14 protein-coding genes and 1 pseudogene are annotated in these 21,253 nt (G+C 60.5%); 7 read left to right on the forward strand and 8 right to left on the reverse strand.

Translation table 11 applies throughout. From position 1 onward, the window contains the following. Positions 1–63 precede the first annotated feature (63 nt). The gene (locus ACA067_RS24720) at positions 64–1,362 is read left to right on the forward strand and encodes a mechanosensitive ion channel family protein (protein WP_497458908.1); all 1,299 of its coding nucleotides are present in this window, start codon (positions 64–66) and stop codon (positions 1,360–1,362) included. A gap of 95 nt (positions 1,363–1,457) precedes the next feature. On the opposite strand, the gene ACA067_RS24725 is transcribed toward ACA067_RS24720, so the two are convergent. The 3 genes from ACA067_RS24725 to ACA067_RS24735 all read right to left on the reverse strand — a co-directional run bounded on the left by ACA067_RS24725 (position 1,458) and on the right by ACA067_RS24735 (position 3,843). Then, on the reverse strand, positions 1,458–2,324 hold the full coding sequence (locus tag ACA067_RS24725; RefSeq protein ID WP_497458909.1) for a carboxylate/amino acid/amine transporter: 867 nt from the start codon (positions 2,322–2,324) through the stop codon (positions 1,458–1,460). Positions 2,325–2,673: 349 nt separating this feature from the next. Beyond that, positions 2,674–3,273: an FMN-dependent NADH-azoreductase gene (locus ACA067_RS24730; protein ID WP_497458910.1), complete on the reverse strand. Its 600-nt coding sequence runs from the start codon at positions 3,271–3,273 to the stop codon at positions 2,674–2,676. A 240-nt stretch (positions 3,274–3,513) separates the two neighbouring features. Further along, positions 3,514–3,843, reverse strand: a complete 330-nt coding sequence (locus tag ACA067_RS24735) for a 3-phosphoglycerate kinase (protein ID WP_497458911.1) — start codon at positions 3,841–3,843, stop codon at positions 3,514–3,516. 48 nt (positions 3,844–3,891) lie between these two features. Here ACA067_RS24735 and ACA067_RS24740 point away from each other — a divergent pair, with 48 nt between their 5' ends. From ACA067_RS24740 to ACA067_RS24755, 4 genes and pseudogenes are all read left to right on the forward strand, one after another. Further along, positions 3,892–4,815 carry a PA3225 family LysR-type transcriptional regulator gene (locus tag ACA067_RS24740; protein WP_497458912.1) on the forward strand — a complete coding sequence of 308 codons (924 nt, stop codon included), beginning with the start codon at positions 3,892–3,894 and terminating at the stop codon, positions 4,813–4,815. Between the two features lie 14 nt (positions 4,816–4,829). Beyond that, positions 4,830–5,635 (forward strand): annotated as a pseudogene (locus ACA067_RS24745) (alpha/beta fold hydrolase). Between the two features lie 3 nt (positions 5,636–5,638). Further along, the gene (locus tag ACA067_RS24750; RefSeq protein WP_497458913.1) at positions 5,639–6,199 is read left to right on the forward strand and encodes a peptidylprolyl isomerase; all 561 of its coding nucleotides are present in this window, start codon (positions 5,639–5,641) and stop codon (positions 6,197–6,199) included. 82 nt (positions 6,200–6,281) lie between these two features. Beyond that, positions 6,282–8,114: an ABC transporter ATP-binding protein gene (locus tag ACA067_RS24755; RefSeq protein WP_497458914.1), complete on the forward strand. Its 1,833-nt coding sequence runs from the start codon at positions 6,282–6,284 to the stop codon at positions 8,112–8,114. Positions 8,115–8,167: 53 nt separating this feature from the next. On the opposite strand, the gene ACA067_RS24760 is transcribed toward ACA067_RS24755, so the two are convergent. After that, positions 8,168–9,292 (reverse strand): GNAT family N-acetyltransferase, encoded by a 1,125-nt coding sequence (locus ACA067_RS24760; protein ID WP_497458915.1) that lies wholly within the window; start codon positions 9,290–9,292, stop codon positions 8,168–8,170. Between the two features lie 281 nt (positions 9,293–9,573). Here ACA067_RS24760 and ACA067_RS24765 point away from each other — a divergent pair, with 281 nt between their 5' ends. Continuing rightward, positions 9,574–10,866, forward strand: coding sequence for a putative porin (locus ACA067_RS24765; RefSeq protein WP_497458916.1), 1,293 nt, complete (start codon positions 9,574–9,576; stop codon positions 10,864–10,866). Between the two features lie 225 nt (positions 10,867–11,091). Here ACA067_RS24765 and ACA067_RS24770 read toward each other — a convergent pair whose 3' ends face one another. The 3 genes from ACA067_RS24770 to aceK form a co-directional block, all read right to left on the reverse strand. After that, the gene (locus tag ACA067_RS24770) at positions 11,092–12,213 is read right to left on the reverse strand and encodes a beta-ketoacyl-ACP synthase III (RefSeq protein ID WP_497458917.1); all 1,122 of its coding nucleotides are present in this window, start codon (positions 12,211–12,213) and stop codon (positions 11,092–11,094) included. A 341-nt stretch (positions 12,214–12,554) separates the two neighbouring features. After that, entirely contained in the window at positions 12,555–16,466 is a 3,912-nt protein-coding gene (gene hrpA, locus ACA067_RS24775) for an ATP-dependent RNA helicase HrpA (RefSeq protein ID WP_497458918.1), read from the reverse strand. A 190-nt stretch (positions 16,467–16,656) separates the two neighbouring features. Then, positions 16,657–18,378, reverse strand: coding sequence for a bifunctional isocitrate dehydrogenase kinase/phosphatase (aceK, locus tag ACA067_RS24780; RefSeq protein WP_497458919.1), 1,722 nt, complete (start codon positions 18,376–18,378; stop codon positions 16,657–16,659). A 129-nt stretch (positions 18,379–18,507) separates the two neighbouring features. Here aceK and ACA067_RS24785 point away from each other — a divergent pair, with 129 nt between their 5' ends. Continuing rightward, entirely contained in the window at positions 18,508–19,419 is a 912-nt protein-coding gene (locus tag ACA067_RS24785; RefSeq protein WP_497458920.1) for a DMT family transporter, read from the forward strand. Positions 19,420–19,551: 132 nt separating this feature from the next. Here the strand turns inward: ACA067_RS24785 and ACA067_RS24790 are convergent, their stop codons facing one another. Next, positions 19,552–21,132, reverse strand: a complete 1,581-nt coding sequence (locus tag ACA067_RS24790) for an aldehyde dehydrogenase (NADP(+)) (RefSeq protein ID WP_497458921.1) — start codon at positions 21,130–21,132, stop codon at positions 19,552–19,554. Positions 21,133–21,253: the final 121 nt, after the last annotated feature.

Genomic DNA, 21,253 nt, shown 5'->3' on the forward strand with positions numbered 1-21,253 from the left:
ATCCAAAGCGTCTTAAATGCTCTAATCGCCCCGTCGCGTCCTATAGAAGAACCCTTTTTGCCCATGGATATCAAACAGCTCTGGCTCAACGCCCAAGACCTCTGGGGTGCACTCGATCAGCACCCGCTCCTGCATTCCAGCCTGGCGCTGATTTTGTTGCTGGTGATTGCGCTGGTCCTCGGACGAGTGGCGCGCTACCTCATTCTTCACGCGACCAAACTGCTCGGGCGCCAGCCGGCACTGCACTGGATCAACGACTTTCGCCATAACAAGGTGTTTCACCGCCTGGCGCAGATGACGCCGTCGCTGGTGATCCAGTTCGGCCTGCACCTGGTGCCAGAGCTGGGCAAGACCAGCCTGGTCTTCCTCGGCAACGTGGCACTGGCGTTCACCATCCTGTTCCTGGTGCTGGCCATCAGCGCCCTGCTCAACGCCCTGCTGGACATCTATGCCCGCACCGAACATGCCCGCACCCGCTCGATCAAGGGCTACGTGCAACTGGCGAAAATGGTGTTGTACGTGTTCGGTGCGATCATCATCGTCGCCACATTGATCGACCGTTCGCCGCTGTTGCTGCTATCGGGTCTGGGCGCCATGTCGGCGGTTATTCTGCTGGTCTACAAGGATACCCTGCTGTCATTCGTGGCCAGTGTACAACTGACCAGCAACGACATGCTGCGGGTCGGCGACTGGATAGAGATGCCGCAAGTCGGCGCCGATGGCGATGTGGTGGACATCACCTTGCACACGGTGAAGGTGCAGAATTTCGACAAGACGATTGTGTCGATCCCGACCTGGCGCCTGATGTCCGAGTCGTTCAAGAACTGGCGCGGCATGCAGCAGTCCGGTGGACGGCGGATCAAGCGCAGCCTGTTCATCGATGCCAGCGGCGTGCGCTTCATTCGCGACGACGAAGAGCAGAAGCTGTCCCAGGTGCATCTGCTGACCGATTACATCAGCCGCAAACAGGCCGAACTCAAGGCCTGGAACGAAGCCCAGGGCAACGTCGCGGCGATGTCGGCCAACCGTCGTCGGATGACCAATATCGGGACTTTTCGCCCCTATGCACTGGCGTATTTGAAGAGTCACCCGGAGATTCAGCCGAACATGACCTGCATGGTTCGCCAGATGCAGACCACTGCCCAGGGGATTCCGCTGGAAATCTATTGCTTCACCCGCACCACGGCGTGGGCCGATTATGAGCGGATCCAGGGGGATATTTTCGATTATCTGCTGGCGGTGCTGCCGGAGTTTGGCTTGAATCTTTATCAGCAGCCCAGTGGCGGGGATCTAAGGGCTGGGTTGTTGCCGGCGGTGCTCGGTGCGAGCTACATTCCTGAACCAGAAAAACATGTCATGTAGCACCACAATTCCCTGTAGGAGCTGCCGAAGGCTCGGGCCGCGATCGGACGATCTTTTGATTTTCAAGATCAAAAGATCGCAGGCTGCGCCAGCTCCTACACGGGTTGCGCGTGTGGTCTGATACCTAGTCGACTAATCCAAACCGCTGCCAGAATCACCGACCCGCCAAAGAACAACCGCCCCAGCTCTTCATCCTGATTCCAGATCAGCAAATTGATCAGCAGCCCCACCGGCACATGCAAATTGTTCATCACCGCCAGCGTCCCGCCGTTCACCAGGCACGCCCCCTTGTTCCACCAGTACAAGCCCAACGCCGTCGAGACCAGGCCGAGGAATAACAGCACGCCCCATTGCAGCGGTGCTTCAGGCAGAAAGTTCTGTTTGCCGAACAACAGAAACGCCGGCAATGCCACCGCCAATGCGCCGAGGTAGAAGTAACCGAAGCGCCGGTAGTGCGGCAGGTCGCTTGGGTGACGGGCCACCAGATGCTTGTAGAGCACCTGCCCGGCAGCGTAGGTAAAGTTGGCCAGTTGCAGCAGCATAAAGCCCATGAAGAAGTCCGGGTTGATCCGGTCGTAGCGGATCACCGCCGCGCCGAGCACCGCCACCAGGGCCGCCACCAGGGCCCAGGGATTGAAGCGCCGGTTCAGGGCGTCTTCGATCAGGGTCACGTGCAACGGCGTGAGGATGGTGAACAGCAACACTTCCGGCACCGTCAGCACCCGGAAACTCAGGTACAGGCAGACGTAAGTCACGCCGAACTGCAAGGCGCCGATCAACAGCATGCCGCGCATGAACGCCGGTTCCACCGAGCGCCAGCGCGTCAGCGGGATAAATACCAGACCAGCGAGCACGACTCGCACCAGTACCGCGAAGTAACTGTCGACATGTCCGGCCAGGTATTCGCCGATCAGGCTGAAGGAAAACGCCTGGATCAGCGTGACAAAAAGTAGATAGCCCATGCTCGCCTCATTTTCGGATGGCGGCGACGATAGCGGGTTTTGCCCGTCTCTGCGACTCGTCAACCAATACAAAACCCCCTGTAGGAGCTGGCTTGTCGGATCGCCGCACCGCAGCGAAGGGGCCCTCAAGTCTTGCAGCGCTATCCAGGCCGCCTTCGCTGGCAAGCCAGCTCCTACAGGGGGTTGTGTGTGAGCCCAGCAAATCGCGGGCAAAAAAAAGCCCGATCTCGCTAAGCGTTCAATCGGGCTACCGCACTCAGGAGCAACAAGTGCAAAGGGAGGTTTGATGCGCGTACAGGTGTTGCGTCAGGTCACTAGACCATCCAGCGATTATCTGGCGATTAACGCCTCAGGCAACCTGGGAAAGCCTGGCGTTGGCCTGGTTCAGCCCTTTCTCCTGGAAGTCACCGCCCAGGTTCATGCCTTCGGCGTGAATGAAGGTCACGTCGTGGATGCCGATGAAGGCCATGACCTGGCGCAGGTAGGGTTCCTGATGATCCGCCGGGCCGCCGGCATAGATCCCGCCGCGAGCCGTCAGCACATAGGCACGCTTGCCGCTGAGCAAGCCTTGCGGGCCGGTCTCGGTGTACTTGAACGTCACCCCGGCACGCAGCACGTGGTCGAGCCAGGCCTTGAGGGTGCTCGGGATCGCGAAGTTGTACATGGGCGCTGCCATGACCAGCACGTCGGCGGCCAGCAGTTCGTCGGTCAATTGGTTGGAGCGTTCCAGCGAAGCCTGTTCGATGTCGTTGCGCTGTTCGGCGGGTTTCATCCAGCCACCGAGCAGGTTGATATCAAGATGCGGCACCGGGTTGACAGCCAGGTCACGCACGGTGATCTGGTCGTCGGGGTGAGCGGCTTTCCACTGGCTGATGAACGTCTGGGTCAGTTGACGGGAAACCGAGTCTTGCTGACGGGCACTGCTTTCGATGATCAGAACGCGGGACATGGGCTGTAGCCTCCATCTGAGAATGCTGTAGGTCGATGGAGTGAAGGTTAAACAGAACCATATCGATGAAAAAGCGCAAATAACTGCTATAACCCATCAATAAATTCGTTTATAAACTGAGCATACCCCTGTGGGAGCGAGACCGGCTTGCCGGCGAAGGCGTCGTGTCAGGCTCTATCGCTGTCGCCTGACACACCGCTTTCGCGAGCAAGCCGGTCTCGCTCCCACAGGGTTGGAAAGCTATTTGGGGGTGCAACTCAGGTTGATACGCATCTTGATGATGGTCCGGGTGAACTTCGCGGTGGCATTGGTGTGTTTGCCCGCAGGCACGTCGATCTTGCGGGTGCGCGGCGCCTCCGGGCCATTGTTGAAAACCACCTTGCAGATCGCATCGGTAGTGCCGAAGTTGTTGACCTGAATGGAAGCGATGTCGCTGTCGGTGTCGTAGGCGTTGTAGTCGATGCTCAAGCCGTTCAGCTCTTTTTGCACATCGATCGGATAGGCAAACGCCGTCAGCGGCAGCAGCGCCAGCACGACACAACCCGACATCACACCACAAAGCTTTTTCATTCAGCAGTCTCCAATAAGGACTGCCAGCTTAGACAAGAGGAGCTGTTCATGAAAGCGCCCCGCGTGACCCTTGATCAATGGCGAACATTACAGGCCGTGGTCGATCATGGCGGTTTCGCCCAGGCCGCCGAAGCGCTGCACCGCTCGCAATCGTCGGTCAGCTACACCGTGGCACGCATGCAGGACCAACTCGGCGTACCGCTGCTGCGCATCGACGGTCGCAAAGCGGTGCTGACCGAAGCCGGTGGTGTGCTGCTGCGTCGTTCCCGGCAACTGGTGAAACAGGCCAGTCAGCTCGAAGACCTGGCCCACCACATGGAACAAGGCTGGGAAGCGGAAGTGCGACTGGTGGTCGACGCCGCGTACCCGAGCGCCCGTCTCGTGCGCGCCTTGACCGCGTTCATGCCGCAAAGCCGTGGCTGCCGGGTGCGTCTGCGCGAAGAAGTGTTGTCGGGCGTGGAGGAAGTACTGCTCGAGGGCGTGGCCGATCTGGCCATTACCGGCTTCAGCATTCCCGGTTACCTGGGCGCGGAATTGAGCGACGTCGAATTCGTCGCGGTCGCCCACCCCGACCATCCCCTGCACCGCCTCAATCGCGAACTGAATTTCCAGGACCTGGAAAGCCAGATGCAAGTGGTCATTCGCGACTCCGGTCGCCAGCAGCCACGGGATGTCGGCTGGCTCGGTGCCGAACAGCGCTGGACCGTCGGCAGCCTGGCCACCGCGGCAACTTTTGTCAGCAGCGGCCTGGGTTTTGCCTGGTTGCCCCGGCACATGATCGAACGGGAACTCAAGGAAGGTTCGCTCAAGCTGCTACCGTTGGATCAGGGCGGCAGCCGTAATCCGAGCTTCTACCTGTATTCGAACAAGGACAAACCCCTGGGCCCGGCGACACAGATACTCATCGAATTGCTGCGCACGTTTGATACCGCGCCGCTGGATGCGCCTTTCGCCGCCCCTGAACAAGCCTGACACGGAGTGTGAACATGGCCTATTTCGAACATGAAGGTTGTAACCTGCACTATGAGGAATATGGCCACGGCGCGCCGTTGCTGCTGGTCCACGGGCTGGGTTCCAGCACCCTGGACTGGGAACAGCAGATTCCGGCCTTGTCGACGCGCTACCGGGTGATCGTCCCGGATGTACGCGGCCACGGCCGCTCCGATAAACCTCGCGAGCGCTACAGCATCGCCGGGTTCAGTGCCGACCTGGTCGCGCTGATCGAGCATTTGAACCTTGGCCCGGTGCATTATGTCGGCCTGTCCATGGGTGGCATGATCGGTTTTCAATTGGCGGTGGACCAGCCACAGTTGCTCAAGAGCTTGTGCATCGTCAACAGTGCGCCCGAGGTCAAATTGCGCAGCCGCGACGATTACTGGCAGTGGTTCAAGCGCTGGAGCCTGATGCACGTGCTCAGCATGGGCGCCATCGGCAAAGCCCTGGGCGCCAAGCTGTTTCCTAAACCCGAGCAGGCTCAATTACGGCAAAAAATGGCCGAGCGCTGGGCAAAAAACGACAGGCGCGCTTATCTCGCCAGTTTCGATGCGATCGTTGGCTGGGGGGTTCAGGAACGACTTTCCAGGGTTGCCTGTCCAACCCTCATCGTCAGCGCCGACCGTGACTACACACCGGTATCGCTGAAAGAGACGTACGTAAAACTGCTGCCCGATGCGCGGCTGGTGGTGGTCGCCGATTCGCGCCACGCCACTCCGCTGGATCAACCCGAACGTTTCAACCAAACCCTGCTCGAGTTTCTCATCGCAGTCGACACAAACCCAATCAGGATCACTGACCCATGCTGAAAAAAATCGCCCTCGTCGCCGGCTCCGTGCTGTTTGCCGCCAATCTGATGGCCGCAACGCCCGCCAACAAGGCGCCGCACGTGCTGCTTGAAACCACCAACGGCCAGATCGAGATCGAACTGGACGCGGTCAAGGCACCGATCAGTACCAAGAACTTCCTTGATTACGTCAACAGCGGCTTCTACAACAACACGATTTTTCACCGTGTGATTCCGGGCTTCATGGTCCAGGGTGGTGGTTTCACTCAACAAATGCAGCAGAAAGAAACCAAGGCACCGATCAAGAACGAGTCCAAGAACGGTCTGCATAACGTCCGTGGCACGCTGTCCATGGCCCGTACTTCCGTGCCGGATTCGGCCACCAGCCAGTTCTTTGTCAACGTCAAGGACAACGACTTCCTGGACCAGGGCGACGGCTATGCCGTGTTCGGTAAAGTCGTCAAAGGCATGGACGTGGTGGACATCATCGTCAACACGCCAACCACCACTCGCGGCGGCATGAAAGATGTGCCGGCCGACCCTGTGTTCATCAAGTCGGCCAAAGTCATCGACTAAGCTACACAGCAAGTCTTGAGCGGCTGCCGGAGTGCGCCGCTCACACTGTTCAAAGGAGAGCCCGTGCGCGGGCGGAGAACTGATGCTTTATCGCCGTTTCGAGAAACTGATCGACATTTTCCGCGATGCACCGACGGCTGCTCCACCGGATCGGGTTCTTCCTTTTTATACCTATTACTTGAAGCAGGTCTGGCCGAGTTTCGCCGTCCTGCTGATCGTCGGCCTGTTCGGCGCGTTGATCGAAGTGGCGCTGTTCAGTTACCTGAGCCGCATCATCGACCTCGCCCAGGGCACACCGAACGTCGATTTCTTCAAGGAACATGGGATCGAGCTGGCCTGGATGGCCGTGGTTGCGTTGATCCTGCGCCCGGTGTTCGTCGGCCTGCATGATTTGCTGGTGCATCAGACCCTGAGCCCGAGCATGACCAGCCTGATCCGCTGGCAGAACCACAGTTATGTGCTCAAACAGAGCCTGAATTTTTTCCAGAACGACTTCGCCGGACGCATTGCCCAACGCATCATGCAGACCGGCAACTCGTTGCGCGATTCGGCCGTGCAAGCGGTAGACGCGCTGTGGCATGTACTGATCTACGCCATCAGCTCGCTGGTGCTGTTCGCCGAAGCCGACTGGCGCCTGATGATCCCGCTGCTGACCTGGATTGCCGCCTTCATCGGTGCCCTTTATTACTTCGTGCCGCGGGTCAAGGAGCGCTCGGTGGTGTCCTCTGACGCGCGCTCCAAACTCATGGGGCGGATTGTCGATGGCTATACCAACATCACCACCCTGAAGCTGTTCGCTCACACAAACTTCGAGCAGCAATACGCGCGCGAAGCGATCAAGGAACAAACCGAAAAAGCCCAACTGGCCGGCCGGGTGGTGACCAGCATGGACGTGGTCATCACCAGCATGAACGGCTTGCTGATCGTCTGCACCACCGGCCTGGCCCTGTGGCTGTGGACGCAGTCGCTGATCACCGTGGGGGCCATTGCGCTGGCGACCGGCCTGGTGATCCGTATCGTCAACATGTCCGGCTGGATCATGTGGGTGGTCACCGGCATTTTCGAAAACATCGGCATGGTCCAGGACGGTTTGCAGTCTATTTCCCAGCCGGTCAGCGTCACCGACCGCGAGCAAGCCAAGCCCTTGGTCGTACCCCGTGGCGAAGTACGTTTCGAGCAGGTGGATTTCCACTACGGCAAGAAGAGCGGGATTATCGGCGACCTTGACCTGACGATTAAACCCGGCGAGAAAATCGGCCTGATCGGTCCGTCTGGCGCAGGTAAATCGACCCTGGTCAATTTGCTCCTGCGTCTGTATGACGTGCAGGGCGGGCGAATTCTCATCGATGGCCAGAACATCGCCGAGGTGGGCCAGGAAAGCCTGCGCGAGCGTATCGGCATGATCACCCAGGACACGTCGCTGCTGCACCGCTCGATCCGCGACAATCTGCTTTACGGCAAACCCGACGCCACCGACGCCGAACTGTGGGAAGCAGTGCGCAAAGCCCGGGCCGACGAGTTCATCCCGTTGCTGTCGGACTCCGAAGGGCGTACCGGTTTCGACGCTCACGTCGGTGAGCGCGGGGTGAAACTCTCCGGCGGCCAGCGTCAGCGCATTGCGATTGCCCGGGTGCTGCTCAAGGACGCGCCGATCCTGATCATGGACGAAGCCACCTCGGCGCTGGATTCGGAGGTCGAAGCGGCGATCCAGGAAAGCCTCGAAACCCTGATGCAGGGCAAGACCGTGATCGCTATCGCCCACCGGCTCTCGACCATTGCCCGGATGGACCGATTGGTGGTGCTGGAAAAAGGCACGATCGCCGAAACCGGCAGCCACGCCGAACTGCTGGCCCATGGCGGGTTATATGCGCGGTTGTGGCAGCACCAGACGGGTGGGTTTGTGGGTATCGATTGATCCCCCGAGACTGATCGTTCCCACGCTCCGCGTGGGAATGATCTTGCCCCCCATCAGTCTTGCCGATAGGGCAAGGCGGTTCGCGCTTCCTCGGCATACGCCAGCACCCCGACGCGCTCCTGGCGCAGGAAATCCTTGACCGCGGCCTTCAGGCCGGGATGGCGCAGGTAGTGCCAGGAATGGGTGATTACCGGCTCGAAACCGCGAATCAACTTGTGCTCACCCTGAGCCCCGGCGTCGAAACGCTGGAAGCCATTGGCAATCGCGTAGTCCATGCCCTGATAGAAACAGGTCTCGAAGTGCAGCCGGTCAAACTCTGCCAGACACCCCCAGTAACGACCGTAAAAACTGTCGCCACCCACCAGGCTGAACGCCATGGCGACCGGCCGTGAACCCTGTTTGGCCAGCACCACGCGAATCGCTTCCGGCATCCGCTCGGCCAACAGACTGAAGAACTCTCGGGTCAGATAGGGCCTTTGCCGCCGCACTGCGTAAGTGTTGGCGTAGCAGGCATAGACGAAGTCCCACTGCGCCTGATCCAGCTGCCGACCTTCAAGCCATTCGAAATCAATCCCCTGCCCCGCCACTTGCTCGCGTTCCTTGCGCATCTGCTTGCGCTTGCGCGAACTGAGAGCGTCGAGGAAATCCTGAAAGTCCCGATAGCCGCGATTCTGCCAGTGATACTGACAGCCGATGCGCTGCAACCAGCCCGGCTGTTCGACCAATGCGGCGTCGGTGAAGGGATCGGTGAAGTTGATGTGGGCACTGGAAAGCTGTTCGATCTCAAGGTAGCCGGGCAGGCTTTTCAACAGCTCGAAACCGTCTTCGAGTGTGGCCGCGAGCAAGCGCGGGCCACTGACCGGGCTGAACGGTACGGCGCTCAACAGTTTGGGGTAATAGTCGATGCCGGCACGCTCGCAGGCATCGGCCCAGGCGTGATCGAACACATACTCGCCATAGGAATGCCATTTGCGGTAACCGGGCAGCGCGGCGATCAACCGGTCACTTTCCATGTGCAACAAATGCTCGGGCTGCCAGCCCGAGTGGGGGCCGACGCTGCCGCTGTCTTCCAGCGCGCAGAGAAACGCATGGCGCAGGAACGGCTGGCTATCCGGCACCAGGGCATCCCAGGTGTGCGCAGCGATTTCGGACAGATTTTCCAGACGTTGCAGCGGCATCAACTTCCTCTCCACTTCTTTGCATGAAAGCCCCGCGAGTATCGCTTATCGCGGAGCTCTCCACACGACCTATCCGACCGCAGCGCTCTGGAAAAGGGTTTTCAGGTGCTTGTGGACCGTCATCGAGACGCCATCACTTTGCCACTGCTTTGTCATAATCCATCGCGATACTGGCGCCAGTTTTTAGAGCGTCGGGTTCTACCCGGCCACTGTTTTCCGTCCTTCAAGGTCGGTTGTGTCCTGGATGGCTCAGTCATCCTCTTACATCTTCGGAGATTGATATGCGTCTTGCTTCCACGAAAACTGCGGCAGCCCTGTGTGGTGGCCTGTTGCTGGCCATGAGTGTTCCGGCCAGCGCCGCAGTCGACGCCAAACTGCTCGACATGCTCAAGGCCAACGGTTCGATTTCCCAGGCGCAGTACGCTGAACTGCAGGCCGAACTGGCCAAGGATCAGAAGGACCAGCAGATTGCGCGTCAGGCTCAGCAAGAAACCAATGAGCAAATCGCAGCGACTGCGAAGAAAACCAATGAACTGAGTAGCTTCGACCAGAAACTGGCGTGGGCGGCCAAGACCCAGTTCAAGGGCGACGTTCGTTTCCGTCAGGAAACGGTCAAGAACGACGGCGTATCCAACACCGGCGACCAGGACCGCCAACGTATTCGTGCCCGCCTGGGTGCCTACACCGAAATCAACCCGCAAGTGGACACCGGCATTCGTATCGCCACTGGCAACAACAACGACGCTCGCTCCACCAACCAGAGCCTGGAAGGCAACTTCTCCAAGAAAGATATCTGGCTGGACCAGGGCTACGTCGACTACCACCCGACTGCCATCAAGAATTTGCACTTGATTGGCGGCAAGATGCCACAGCCATGGGTGAGCATGGGCGACATCATCTGGGATAGCGACATCAGCCCGGAAGGTCTGGCTGTGACTTACAAATACCCGCTAGGCAGCACGGCCGAGCTGTTCGGTAGCGCCGGCCACTACACCCTCCAGGACAACGTCGACGGCGAAGGCAAGCAGTTCCGTCACGACCTGCGTCTGTACGCTGGCCAGTTGGGCGCACGCTTCGCGATCACCGACAACCTGAAAATGACACTGGGCGGCAGTCTCTACGCCTACGACAATGACAACGACACCGCCACACTGGCCATCAACGGCAACAGTCCGGGCGAAGAGTTCAAAGTGTACGAAGGCTTCGGTCAGCTCGACATCGGCGGCCTGCCAATGCCGCTGTCGTTGTACGGTCAGGTCGTCAACAACGACGACGCCAGCAACGATCAGGACATGGGCTGGTTGGCCGGCGTCAAGACCAAGTTCTACGGCTTCGGCGTGGACTACAACTATCGCGACATCCAACGTAACGCCGTGGTCGGTGCTTTCACCGACTCCGACTTCGCCAACGGTTTCACCGGTTCGCGCGGCAGCAAGTTGAAAGTGAGCTACGAGATCGACAAGAACTTCGCCCTCGGTGCGACGTACTTCATGGCTGACTCCGACTACACCAACGCCACCCTGCGGGATTCGAAAATCAATACCCTGCAGCTGGATGCAGAAGCCAAGTTCTGATTCCCCGCTACACGGCCCGGGCAAGGAAGCCCGGGTTACTTTTACAAACTCGCGTTGGCGTATCGGTCCCCATCATCCGTCCGATCCACCAACGCGAGTTTTTTTCTCGCCACAAAAAAGATCGCAGCCTGCGGCAGCTCCTACGCCGACTGCATCCAACCGCGATATCGCGTTGAAATCCAATCCTGTAGGAGCTGCCGCAGGCTGCGATCTTTTAAAGCAAACTCAACGCTTGCGCAGAATCACGCTACCTATCGAATAACCGGCGCCAAACGAGCTGAGCACCGCCAGCGAACCGGCCGCCAGATCATCCTGATGCTTGTGAAAGGCAATCACCGAACCGGCAGAGCTGGTGTTGGCGTAGGTGTCGAGAATCACCGGCGCTTCTTCTTCGGTGGCTTCGCGGCCCAGCAGTTTCCTGACGATCAGATGGTTCATGCTGAGGTTGGCCTGGTGCAACCAGAAGCGCTTCACGTCCGTGACGTTGAGCTGGTTTTCTTCCAGATGCGTGGCGATCAGCTCGGCCACCATCGGGCAGACGTCCTTGAATACCTTGCGGCCTTCCTGGACGAACAGTTTGTCCTTGGCACCGATGCCCTCTTGCGCTGCGCGGTTGAGGAAGCCGAAGTTGTTGCGGATGTTGTTGGAGAACTTGGTCAGCAGCTTTGTGCTGACGATGTCGAACTGGTACTGGGAGGTGGCCAGGTCGGCACGTTCGATGATCACTGCGGTGGCGGCGTCGCCGAAGATGAAATGGCTATCGCGGTCGCGGAAGTTCAGGTGACCGGTGCAGACTTCCGGGTTGACCATCAGGATCGCCCGGGCCTGGCCCAGTTGCACGCTGTTGGAGGCGGCCTGGATGCCGAAGGTCGCCGAGGAGCAGGCGACGTTCATGTCGAAGCCGAAACCCTGGATGCCCAGCGCTTCCTGGACTTCGATGGCGATGGCCGGGTAGGCGCGCTGCAGGTTGGAACAGGCGACGATCACGCCATCAATGTCCGCGGCGGTCTTGCCCGCACGCTGCAGGGCTTGCTCGGCAGCGCCGATGGCCATCTGGCAGAGCACCGACCACTCGTCATTCGAGCGCTCCGGCAGGCGTGGCGCCATGCGTTGCGGGTCGAGGATGCCGTCCTTGTCCATGACGAAGCGGCTTTTGATACCAGAGGCTTTTTCAATAAACGCCGCGCTGGATTCGGTCAAGGCTTCGACTTCACCGCGGGCGATCGCTTCGGCGTTATCGGCGTTGAACTGCCCGACGTAAGTATTGAAAGACTGCACCAGCTCTTCGTTGGAAATGCTGTTGGCCGGGGTGTACAAGCCGGTGCCGCTGATGACGACGTTATGCATGGTCGTTTCTCTGATCTGTTCAGGCAGAAAGCATTGGTACTAGCGTACCAACACGCAAAGGGTCTATCCCAGGTCCGGACGCAAAACCTGGCATTGCTTAATCCGATCCGCCCGGGCCCGCGAAGGGTCAAATCCGCGGGGTGGCGTTTATAGGCGCGAAGTTTGCCATAATCCTTGGGGTTTGGCGCCATTTTGCTGGATGACTCCCACTTGCAGGCAATACAAAAACCTGTGGGAGCGAGCTTGCTCGCGATGGGGGCCTGACATGCAACATGGATGTTGAATGTGATGGCCTCATCGCGAGCAAGCTCGCTCCCACAGGTATTGCACAAGCCTCGGGCCTACGGTTCGACCTGGGTCCATTGCTTGCTCAGGCGCTTGTCGGAGATCGGCACCTTGGTCCCCAATTGCTGGGCGAACAGCGAAACCCGGTATTCCTCCAGCCACCAGCGATAAAGTTCCAGCTGCGGATCGCGCTTGCCTTCCTGGGCGTGTTTGTTGGCGCGGGTCTGGTATTGAGCCCAGAGGCCGGACAATTCGCCGCTCCAGACCCGGTCCTTCTGCACCTGAGCGCCGAGTTTTTCGAAGCGCTGCTCGATGGCCCTGAGGTAGCGTGGCAGTTCCTTGAGCCACTGCATCGGCGTTTCACGCACAAAACCCGGATAGACCAGATGACTGAGCTGCTGCTTGATGTCGTTCAGGGCCACGGCTTGCGCCAGGTCGATCTTGCCCTTGAAACGTTTTTGCAGACCGTGCCAGAGCTTGAGAATCTCCAGCGTCAGCTTCGCCAACCGCTCGGCGTGCTCGGTCCAGCCACCGCGCTTGCGCTCGGCAAGCGCCGCCAGCCCGGCGCCATCGCGCGGCAGCGGGTCCTCACCTTCAAGAATGCAGCTGTCGAGACTGGCCAGCAGGATGTCTTCCACCAGGCTGTCGATACGCCCCATGTCGCGGTACATCAGGCCCAGCTCGGTCAGCCCCGGCAACTTGCCGCGCAGGAACTTCGCCGGCTCTGCCAGTTGTTGCATCAACAAACGCTGCAAGGCCCGACGATGCTGGAACTCGGCTTCGGCCGGCGTCGAGAAACGCCCCTCCTTGACCGTGCCGCTCTCTTCCACCAGCGCCGGATACACCGTCATCGACAGCCCGGCGATCTTCTGTTGGGTCTTTTCAGCGACGGCGGCGAAGACTTTCGCCTCCACCGGTTGCTGGCTTTTTGCGGTTTGCGGCACGGCCAGGGCGGCCTGACTGGCCTCGGCAAAGCGCGCGGTCAACTCGGCCAGGTCACGCCCTTCACCGAGAAACTTGCCCTGACCATCGACGATTTCCAGGTTCATCCGCAAATGGCTGTCGACCTGCTGCGCCGCTTCGGCCCAGGCTTCGTCGCTGACCCGCGCCCCGGTCATGCGCAGCAGCTCGCGACCCAGTGCCTGGGGCAACGAACCCTCGGCAAAGGTCATGCGTTGCAACGCGGCTTTGACGAAGTCCGGCACCGGCACGAAGTTCTTGCGCAGGGCTTTGGGCAGGTTGCGCACCAGCGCGATGCACTTGGCCTCGATCACCCCCGGCACCAACCACTCCAGGCGTTCCGGCGGCAGCATCGGCAACAGCGGCGCCGGCACCCGCAGGGTCACGCCGTCGCGTGGATGGTTGGGCTCGAAGTGGTAACTCAGGGCCAGCTCCAGATCGCCGATGTGCAAGGTGTCCGGGTAATGCGCGGCGGTGACTTCACTGGCCTCGCGGGCCAGCACGTCCTCTTCGCGCATGATCAGCAGCTGTGGATCTTTCTGGCTGTTGACCCGGTACCAGCTGTCGAAGGTCGCGGTCTGGTGGATCTCGGCCGGCAGTCGCGCGTCGTAGAAGGCGAACAGGGTTTCTTCGTCGGCCAGAATGTCCCGACGACGCGCCTTGGCTTCCAGTTCGTCGAGTTGTTCCAACAGTTGTTTGTTGGCCGTCAGGCATCTGGCCCGGGATTGAATCTCGCCACGCACCAAGCCTTCGCGGATAAACAACTCGCGGGACACCACCGGGTCGACCGGCCCGTAATGCACCGGCCGGCGACCGACCACGATCAGCCCGAACAAGGTGATCTGCTCGAACGCCACGACCTGGCCGCGCTTCTTCTCCCAATGGGGTTCGAAGTGGTTTTTCTTGATCAGGTGCCCGGCGAGCGGCTCGATCCAGTCGGCATCGATCTTGGCCACCATCCGCGCATAAAGCTTGGTGGTTTCCACCAGTTCGGCGGCCATTAACCATTGCGGGCGCTTTTTACCCAGCCCGGAGGACGGGTGAATCCAGAAGCGTCGCTGACGGGCACCGAGGTAATCGCCGTCTTCGGTTTTCTGACCGATCTGGCTGAGCAGGCCCGAGAGCACGGCTTTGTGCAGCTTCGGGTAGTCCGCCGGCTCTTTATTGAGGCTCAGCTGCATGTCGCGGCAGATCAGGCTCAACTGCCGGTGAGAATCGCGCCACTCGCGCAGGCGCAAGTAATTGAGGAAATTCTTGCGGCACCAGTTACGCAACGGACTCGCCGTCAGGGCCTGGCGCTGTTCTTCAAAACCACGCCACAGATTGACCAGCCCGGCGAAGTCCGAGTCCACGTCTTTCCATTGCGCGTGGGCCTGATCCGCCGCTTGCTGACGCTCCGGCGGACGTTCGCGCGGATCCTGGATCGACATGGCGCTGGCGACGATCAGCACTTCCTGCAAGCTGCCGAGCTTCGCCGCTTCCAGCAGCATGCGGCCCATGCGCGGGTCCACTGGCAGTCTCGCCAGTTGACGACCAAGCGGGGTCAGCTGGCTGTTGCGATCCACTGCCGAGAGTTCTTGCAGCAGGTTGAAACCGTCGCTGATGGCCTTGCCATCCGGTGGCTCGATAAACGGAAAATCGGTGATCTCGCCCAGGCGCAGGTGCAGCATCTGCAAAATCACCGCCGCGAGGTTGGTGCGCAGGATCTCCGGGTCGGTAAATTCCGGACGACCGATAAAGTCCTCTTCGCTGAACAGCCGCACGCAGATGCCCGGCTCGACCCGCCCGCAGCGGCCTTTGCGCTGGTTGGCGCTGGCCTGGGAAATGGCTTCGATGGGCAGGCGCTGGACCTTGGCCCGATAGCTGTAGCGACTGATGCGCGCGGTGCCGCTGTCGATCACGTAACGAATGCCCGGCACCGTCAGCGAGGTTTCGGCGACGTTGGTCGCCAGCACCACGCGACGGCCTGGGTGCGACTGGAAAATTCGCTGCTGTTCGGCCGGCGACAAGCGTGCATACAGCGGCAGGATTTCGGTGTGCTTGAGCTGGGCCTTGCGCAACATGTCGGCGGCGTCGCGAATCTCCCGTTCGCCGGGCAGGAACACCAGCACATCGCCCGGGCTCTTGCGCTCGCTGCGTTCGAACGCGGCGATTTCGTCGAGGGTGGCCAGAATGGCCTGATCCACCGTCAAGTCATCCTCGACGCGGTTGCCCTCCTCGTCCTGCTCCAGGGTCAGCGGGCGATACCAGGTCTCTACCGGGAAGGTGCGGCCGGAGACTTCGACGATCGGCGCGTCGTCGAAGTGCTTGGAAAAACGCTCCAGGTCGATGGTCGCCGAGGTGATGATGACTTTCAGGTCCGGACGACGGGGCAGCAGGGTTTTCAGATAGCCGAGCAGGAAGTCGATGTTCAGGCTGCGTTCGTGGGCTTCGTCGACGATGATCGTGTCGTAGCGTTCGAGGTAGCGGTCGTTCTGGGTTTCCGCCAGCAGGATGCCGTCGGTCATCAGCTTGATCAAGGTATTGGAATCGCTCTGATCCTCGAACCGCACCTGATAGCCGACCAGCGCGCCCAACGGCGTGCCCAGCTCTTCGGCGACCCGACTGGCCACGCTGCGCGCAGCGATCCGACGCGGCTGGGTGTGGCCGATCAGGCCATGCTGGCCGCGGCCGATTTCCAGGCAGATTTTCGGCAACTGGGTGGTTTTACCCGAACCGGTTTCGCCGGCGATGATCAATACCTGATGCTTGAGCAACGCCGCCTTGATCTCATCGCGCTTGGCGGCGATCGGCAGGCTGTCGTCGTAACGCACCACCGGCAGGCTGGCACGCCGCGCCAGCACCTGGTCACAGGATGCCTGCGTGCGCGTCACCCACTGGGCCAGCTTGGCCTCGTCAGGTTTTTTGCGCAGCTCGAGCAACTGCCGCCGCAGCCGGTGACGGTCGGCGAGCATGGCGTGATCGAGGTTTTTCAGCAGTTTGTCGATGGAAGGCGATTCGTCAGTCATCAGGTACGCAATAAGTCGTCTAGTGGCGCAGGGGGGCGATTGTCGCAGATTTTACGGCCGCTGCGCGGCCGTGTGATCGTTCCCACGCTCTGCGTGGGAATGCATCAATGGACGCTCTGCGTCCGCTCTTGGGACGCGGAGCGTCCCGGGCTGCATTCCCACGCGGAGCGTGGGAACGATCGGTGTGGGGTTATTCGTTATCCCGCCCTTTGCGTCGGTACGGGAACACGTCAATCACTTTTCCGGCGCGAATGGCTTCCTGCAGGCTTTTCCAGTAATCGGCGTTGTACAACTCGCCATGCAATTGATCGAACAACTTGCGCTGCCCGGAATCGGCAAACAGAAACGGCGGAAATTCTTCGGGGAACACGTCCAGCGGCCCGATCGAATACCACGGCTCGGAGGCCATTTCGTCTTCCGGGGTACGCGGTTGCGGGATATGGCGGAAGTTGGCCTCGGTCAGGAAGCAGATTTCGTCATAGTCATAAAACACCACACGCCCGTGGCGGGTGACGCCAAAGTTTTTCAGCAGCATGTCGCCAGGAAAGATGTTCGCCGCCGCCAGTTGCTTGATCGCCAGACCGTAATCCTCCAGCGCCTCGCGCACCTGCGCCGCGTTGGCGTGTTCCAGGTAAAGGTTCAGCGGTGTCATCCGCCGCTCGGTCCAGCAGTGACGAATCAGCACCGTGTCGTCCTCCACCGACACCGTAGACGCGGCCACTTCGAGCAACTCTTCCAGGCACGCCGGCTCGAACTTGCTCAACGGGAAACGAAAGTCGGCAAACTCCTGGGTATCGGCCATGCGCCCGACCCGGTCGACGCTTTTCACCAGACGGTACTTCTCGATCACCGTGGCGCGGTCGACGTTTTTCGACGGCGAGAAGCGGTCCTTGATGATTTTGAACACGGTATTGAAACCCGGCAGGGTGAACACGCTCATGACCATGCCGCGTACGCCGGGGGCCATGATGAACTGGTCGTCGGTGCTGGCCAGGTGATTGATCAGTGCCCGGTAGAACTCGGATTTGCCGTGTTTGTAGAAGCCGATCGAGGTGTACAACTCGGCGATGTGCTTGCCCGGCAGGATGCGCTTGAGGAAACCGATGAACTCCGCCGGCACCGGCACATCCACCATGAAATACGAGCGGGTGAAGGAGAAGATGATCGACACGTCCGCTTCATCGGTGATCAACGCATCGATCTGAATCCCGCGGCCTTCGCGGTGCAACAGCGGAATCACCAAGGGCCACTGCTCGTCCTGGGTGTAGATGCGCCCCACCAGGTACGCCCCCTTGTTGCGATAAAGCACCGAGGAAAACAATTCGACGCTCAACTCCGGATCCTTGCACACCCAGTCCGGCAGGTTCTCGCGCAATTGCGCTTCGAGACGGCGCAGGTCAGCGGGCAGGTCGGCGTAATCCTCGCTGAAGCGGTAATCGGCAAAAACGCTTGCGAGCATGCCAGATAGCCGGCCTTGAGGTTTATAGGTGCGGGTTTGCGCGGCACGGGCCCGGCGCAGGCTTGGCCGGGTGGTGTGGATGAACATGCAGCCATCGCTGATCAGGTCGTGACTGAACAGCCCGCAGAAGATCGAGTTGTACCAGGTCTCGGATAACTCATCGTCGAAGCGCAGGTCGATCAGCGTGATGTAGGCGCTCTTGACCAGCGGCCAGCAACTGTCGTCCATCAGCGTGTCGGCTTCGAAGGAGGTGCGCAGTCGCGCCACGGTTTCGCCGACTTTTTCTTCGTACAGATTGATCCGCGCAGCCGACGCGATTTGCGCCTCCTGCCACTTGGCCTGTTCGAAACGGGTTCGGGCGCCGTCAGTGATCTGACGGAAATGCTCGCGGTAATCGTCAAAGCCGTCGAGGATCATTCGGGCGATGTCGGCGGCTGGCCAATGCTGCGGCATAGGTAAAACCTCGGCGGCTGATGCTTATCGTTGGAGCCTGAGCTTAGTGGCCCTGTGTGACGCAACGCAACCATTGCCTTGTGCCCTGACTGGCGCGACACTTGCGCGCCATCATGGAAGGAAAACGTTGTGAACCTCGTCGATACTCTGCGTTTGCTGGCACTTGCCGCCATTTGGGGGGCGAGCTTCCTGTTCATGCGCATCATCGCCCCAGTGATCGGCACCGTTCCCACGGCTTTTTTCCGCGTGTCGATTGCGGCAGTCGGGTTGCTGGTGATCCTGGGCCTGATGCGCATCAGCTGGGACTTCAAAGGCAAACTCAAGACGGTGATGCTGCTGGGGATGATCAACTCCGGGATTCCCGCGACCCTTTATTCGGTCGCCGCCCAAGTGTTGCCGGCCGGTTACTCGGCGATTTTCAATGCCACGACGCCGCTGATGGGGGTGTTGATCGGCGGTCTGTTCTTCCATGAAAAACTCACCGCCGCCAAGCTCGGCGGGGTATTTCTCGGCCTGTTCGGCGTCGGCATCCTGACCCGGGCCGGGCCGGTGGCGTTCGACATGGACCTGTTGATGGGCGCCCTCGCCTGCCTGCTCGCCACCACCTGCTACGGTTTCGCCGGGTTCCTTGCACGCCGTTGGCTCGACCAGGCCGGCGGTCTCGACAGTCGTCTTTCGGCGCTGGGCAGCATGCTGGGCGCGACGTTGTTGTTGCTGCCGCTGTTTGGCTACAGCGTGATCAGCCAGCCACCGGCGAGCTGGGGCGGCTGGAGTGTCTGGCTGTCGTTGCTGGGGTTGGGGCTGGTATGTACCGCGTTGGCGTACATTATTTACTTCCGCCTACTCAGCTCGGTCGGGCCGGTGAAGTCGATGACCACGACCTTCCTGATTCCGCCGTTCGGGGTGTTGTGGGGGGCGTTGTTGCTGGATGAGCCGTTGTCGATGGCGCATATCTATGGCGGGGTGTTGATCGCGGCGGCGTTGTGGTTGGTGTTGAAGCCGGCGGTGGTGAAGGCGGCTGAGGTAGGGGCAGCCAGATAGTTTGGTGGTGTTGCTGATGGCGCCTTCGCTGGCAAGCCAGCTCCTACAGGGATTGGTGTCGTACACAAATTCTGTGAGCAGCACCCAATCCTGTGGGAGCGGGCTTGCCCGCGATGATGTCGGCCCAGACAACTACAAAGCCAGTTGGCTCACCTCGCCATCCACCAACCGCCGAATCCCCAACGGATTAGCGTCCTGCAACGCTTCCGGCAACATCGCATCCGGATAATTCTGGAAGCACACCGGCCGCAGGAAGCGGTCGATGGCCAGGGTGCCGACCGACGTCCCTCGCGAATCGGACGTCGCCGGGTACGGCCCGCCATGCACCATTGCGTCGCAAACCTCGACCCCGGTCGGATAGCCATTGAGCAGAATCCGCCCGACCTTTTCCTGCAGTGACTCAGCCAGCCAGCGATACTCCAGCAACTCCCCGGCCTCACCGATCAGCGTCGCCGTCAGTTGCCCGCGCAGCCCATGCAGCGCCGCCGTAAGCTGCGCACGATCTGCCACTTCAACGACGATGGTGGTCGGTCCGAAAACCTCTTCCTGAAGCAGTTCATCGCCCTTGAGCAACAGACTGACATCCGCCTGGAACACCTGCGGTTGAGCCTGACTGCCCTGTTGCGGCTTACCCGCCAGATGCGTCAGCCCCGGATGCTCGTGCAGTTCGCCCAGGCCTTTGCTGTAGCTGACCAGCGCGCCGGCGTTGAGCATGGTCTGCAGCGGTTGTTGGTTCATGCTGGCGCAAAACGTTTCGACAAAGGTACTGAATTGTGGAGAGCGCAGGCCGATCACCAGGCCCGGACTGGTGCAGAACTGACCACAACCCAGCGTCACTGAACCGGCCAGTTGCGCCGCGATCTGTTCGCCACGCACCGCGAGGGCTTCAGGCAGCAGGAACACCGGGTTGATGCTCGACATCTCGGCAAATACCGGGATCGGCTGCGGCCGAGTCGCGGCCATGTGGCTCAGGGCATTGCCGCCCTTGAGCGAACCGGTGAAACCCACGGCCTGAATCGCCGGGTGCTTGACCAGCCATTCACCAACGCCACCGCCGTAGATCATATTGAACACACCGGCCGGCATTTCGCTGCGCTCGGCGGCGCGGATGATCGCATCCGCCACCCATTCGGCGGTCGCCATGTGGCCGCTGTGAGCCTTGAACACCACCGGGCAACCGGCGGCCAGCGCGGAAGCGGTGTCACCACCGGCCGTGGAAAATGCCAGCGGAAAGTTACTCGCACCGAACACCGCGACCGGCCCTAATGCAATGCGGAACTGACGCAGATCCGGACGCGGCAACGGCTGACGATCCGGCAGTGCCCGATCAATCCGCGCGCCATAAAAATCACCACGACGCAGGACCTTGGCGAACAGGCGCATCTGGCCGCTGGTGCGTGCGCGCTCGCCCTGAATGCGCCCGGCTGGCAATGCGGTTTCGCGGCACACTGTCGCGACAAAATCATCACCCAAGGCATCGATTTCATCGGCGATGGCGTCGAGGAACAGCGCGCGTTTTTCCGCGCTGAGGTTGCGGTAGATCGGGTAGGCAGCCGCGGCAGCGTTAGCGGCGGCATTTACTTCGGTTTCGGTCGCCTGGAAGAAGCTGCCGGGAAGCGGCTCACCGCTGGTCGCGTCGAGGCTTTGCAGCTGCAGGGTGCCGGTGGCGCTGCGCTGGCCGCCGATGTAGTTGTGTCCAAGTAGCGTGGTCATGAGGCGTTTCCTGATCGATTGTGTAGAAACGGGTAGGCGACCTGTAGGAGCCGGCTTGCTGGCGATAGCGTCCACCAGGACGGCGCAAGGCTTGGAGGCCAATCGCTGGCAAGCCAGCTTC

This window comes from Pseudomonas sp. LBUM1674 (assembly GCF_059695635.1).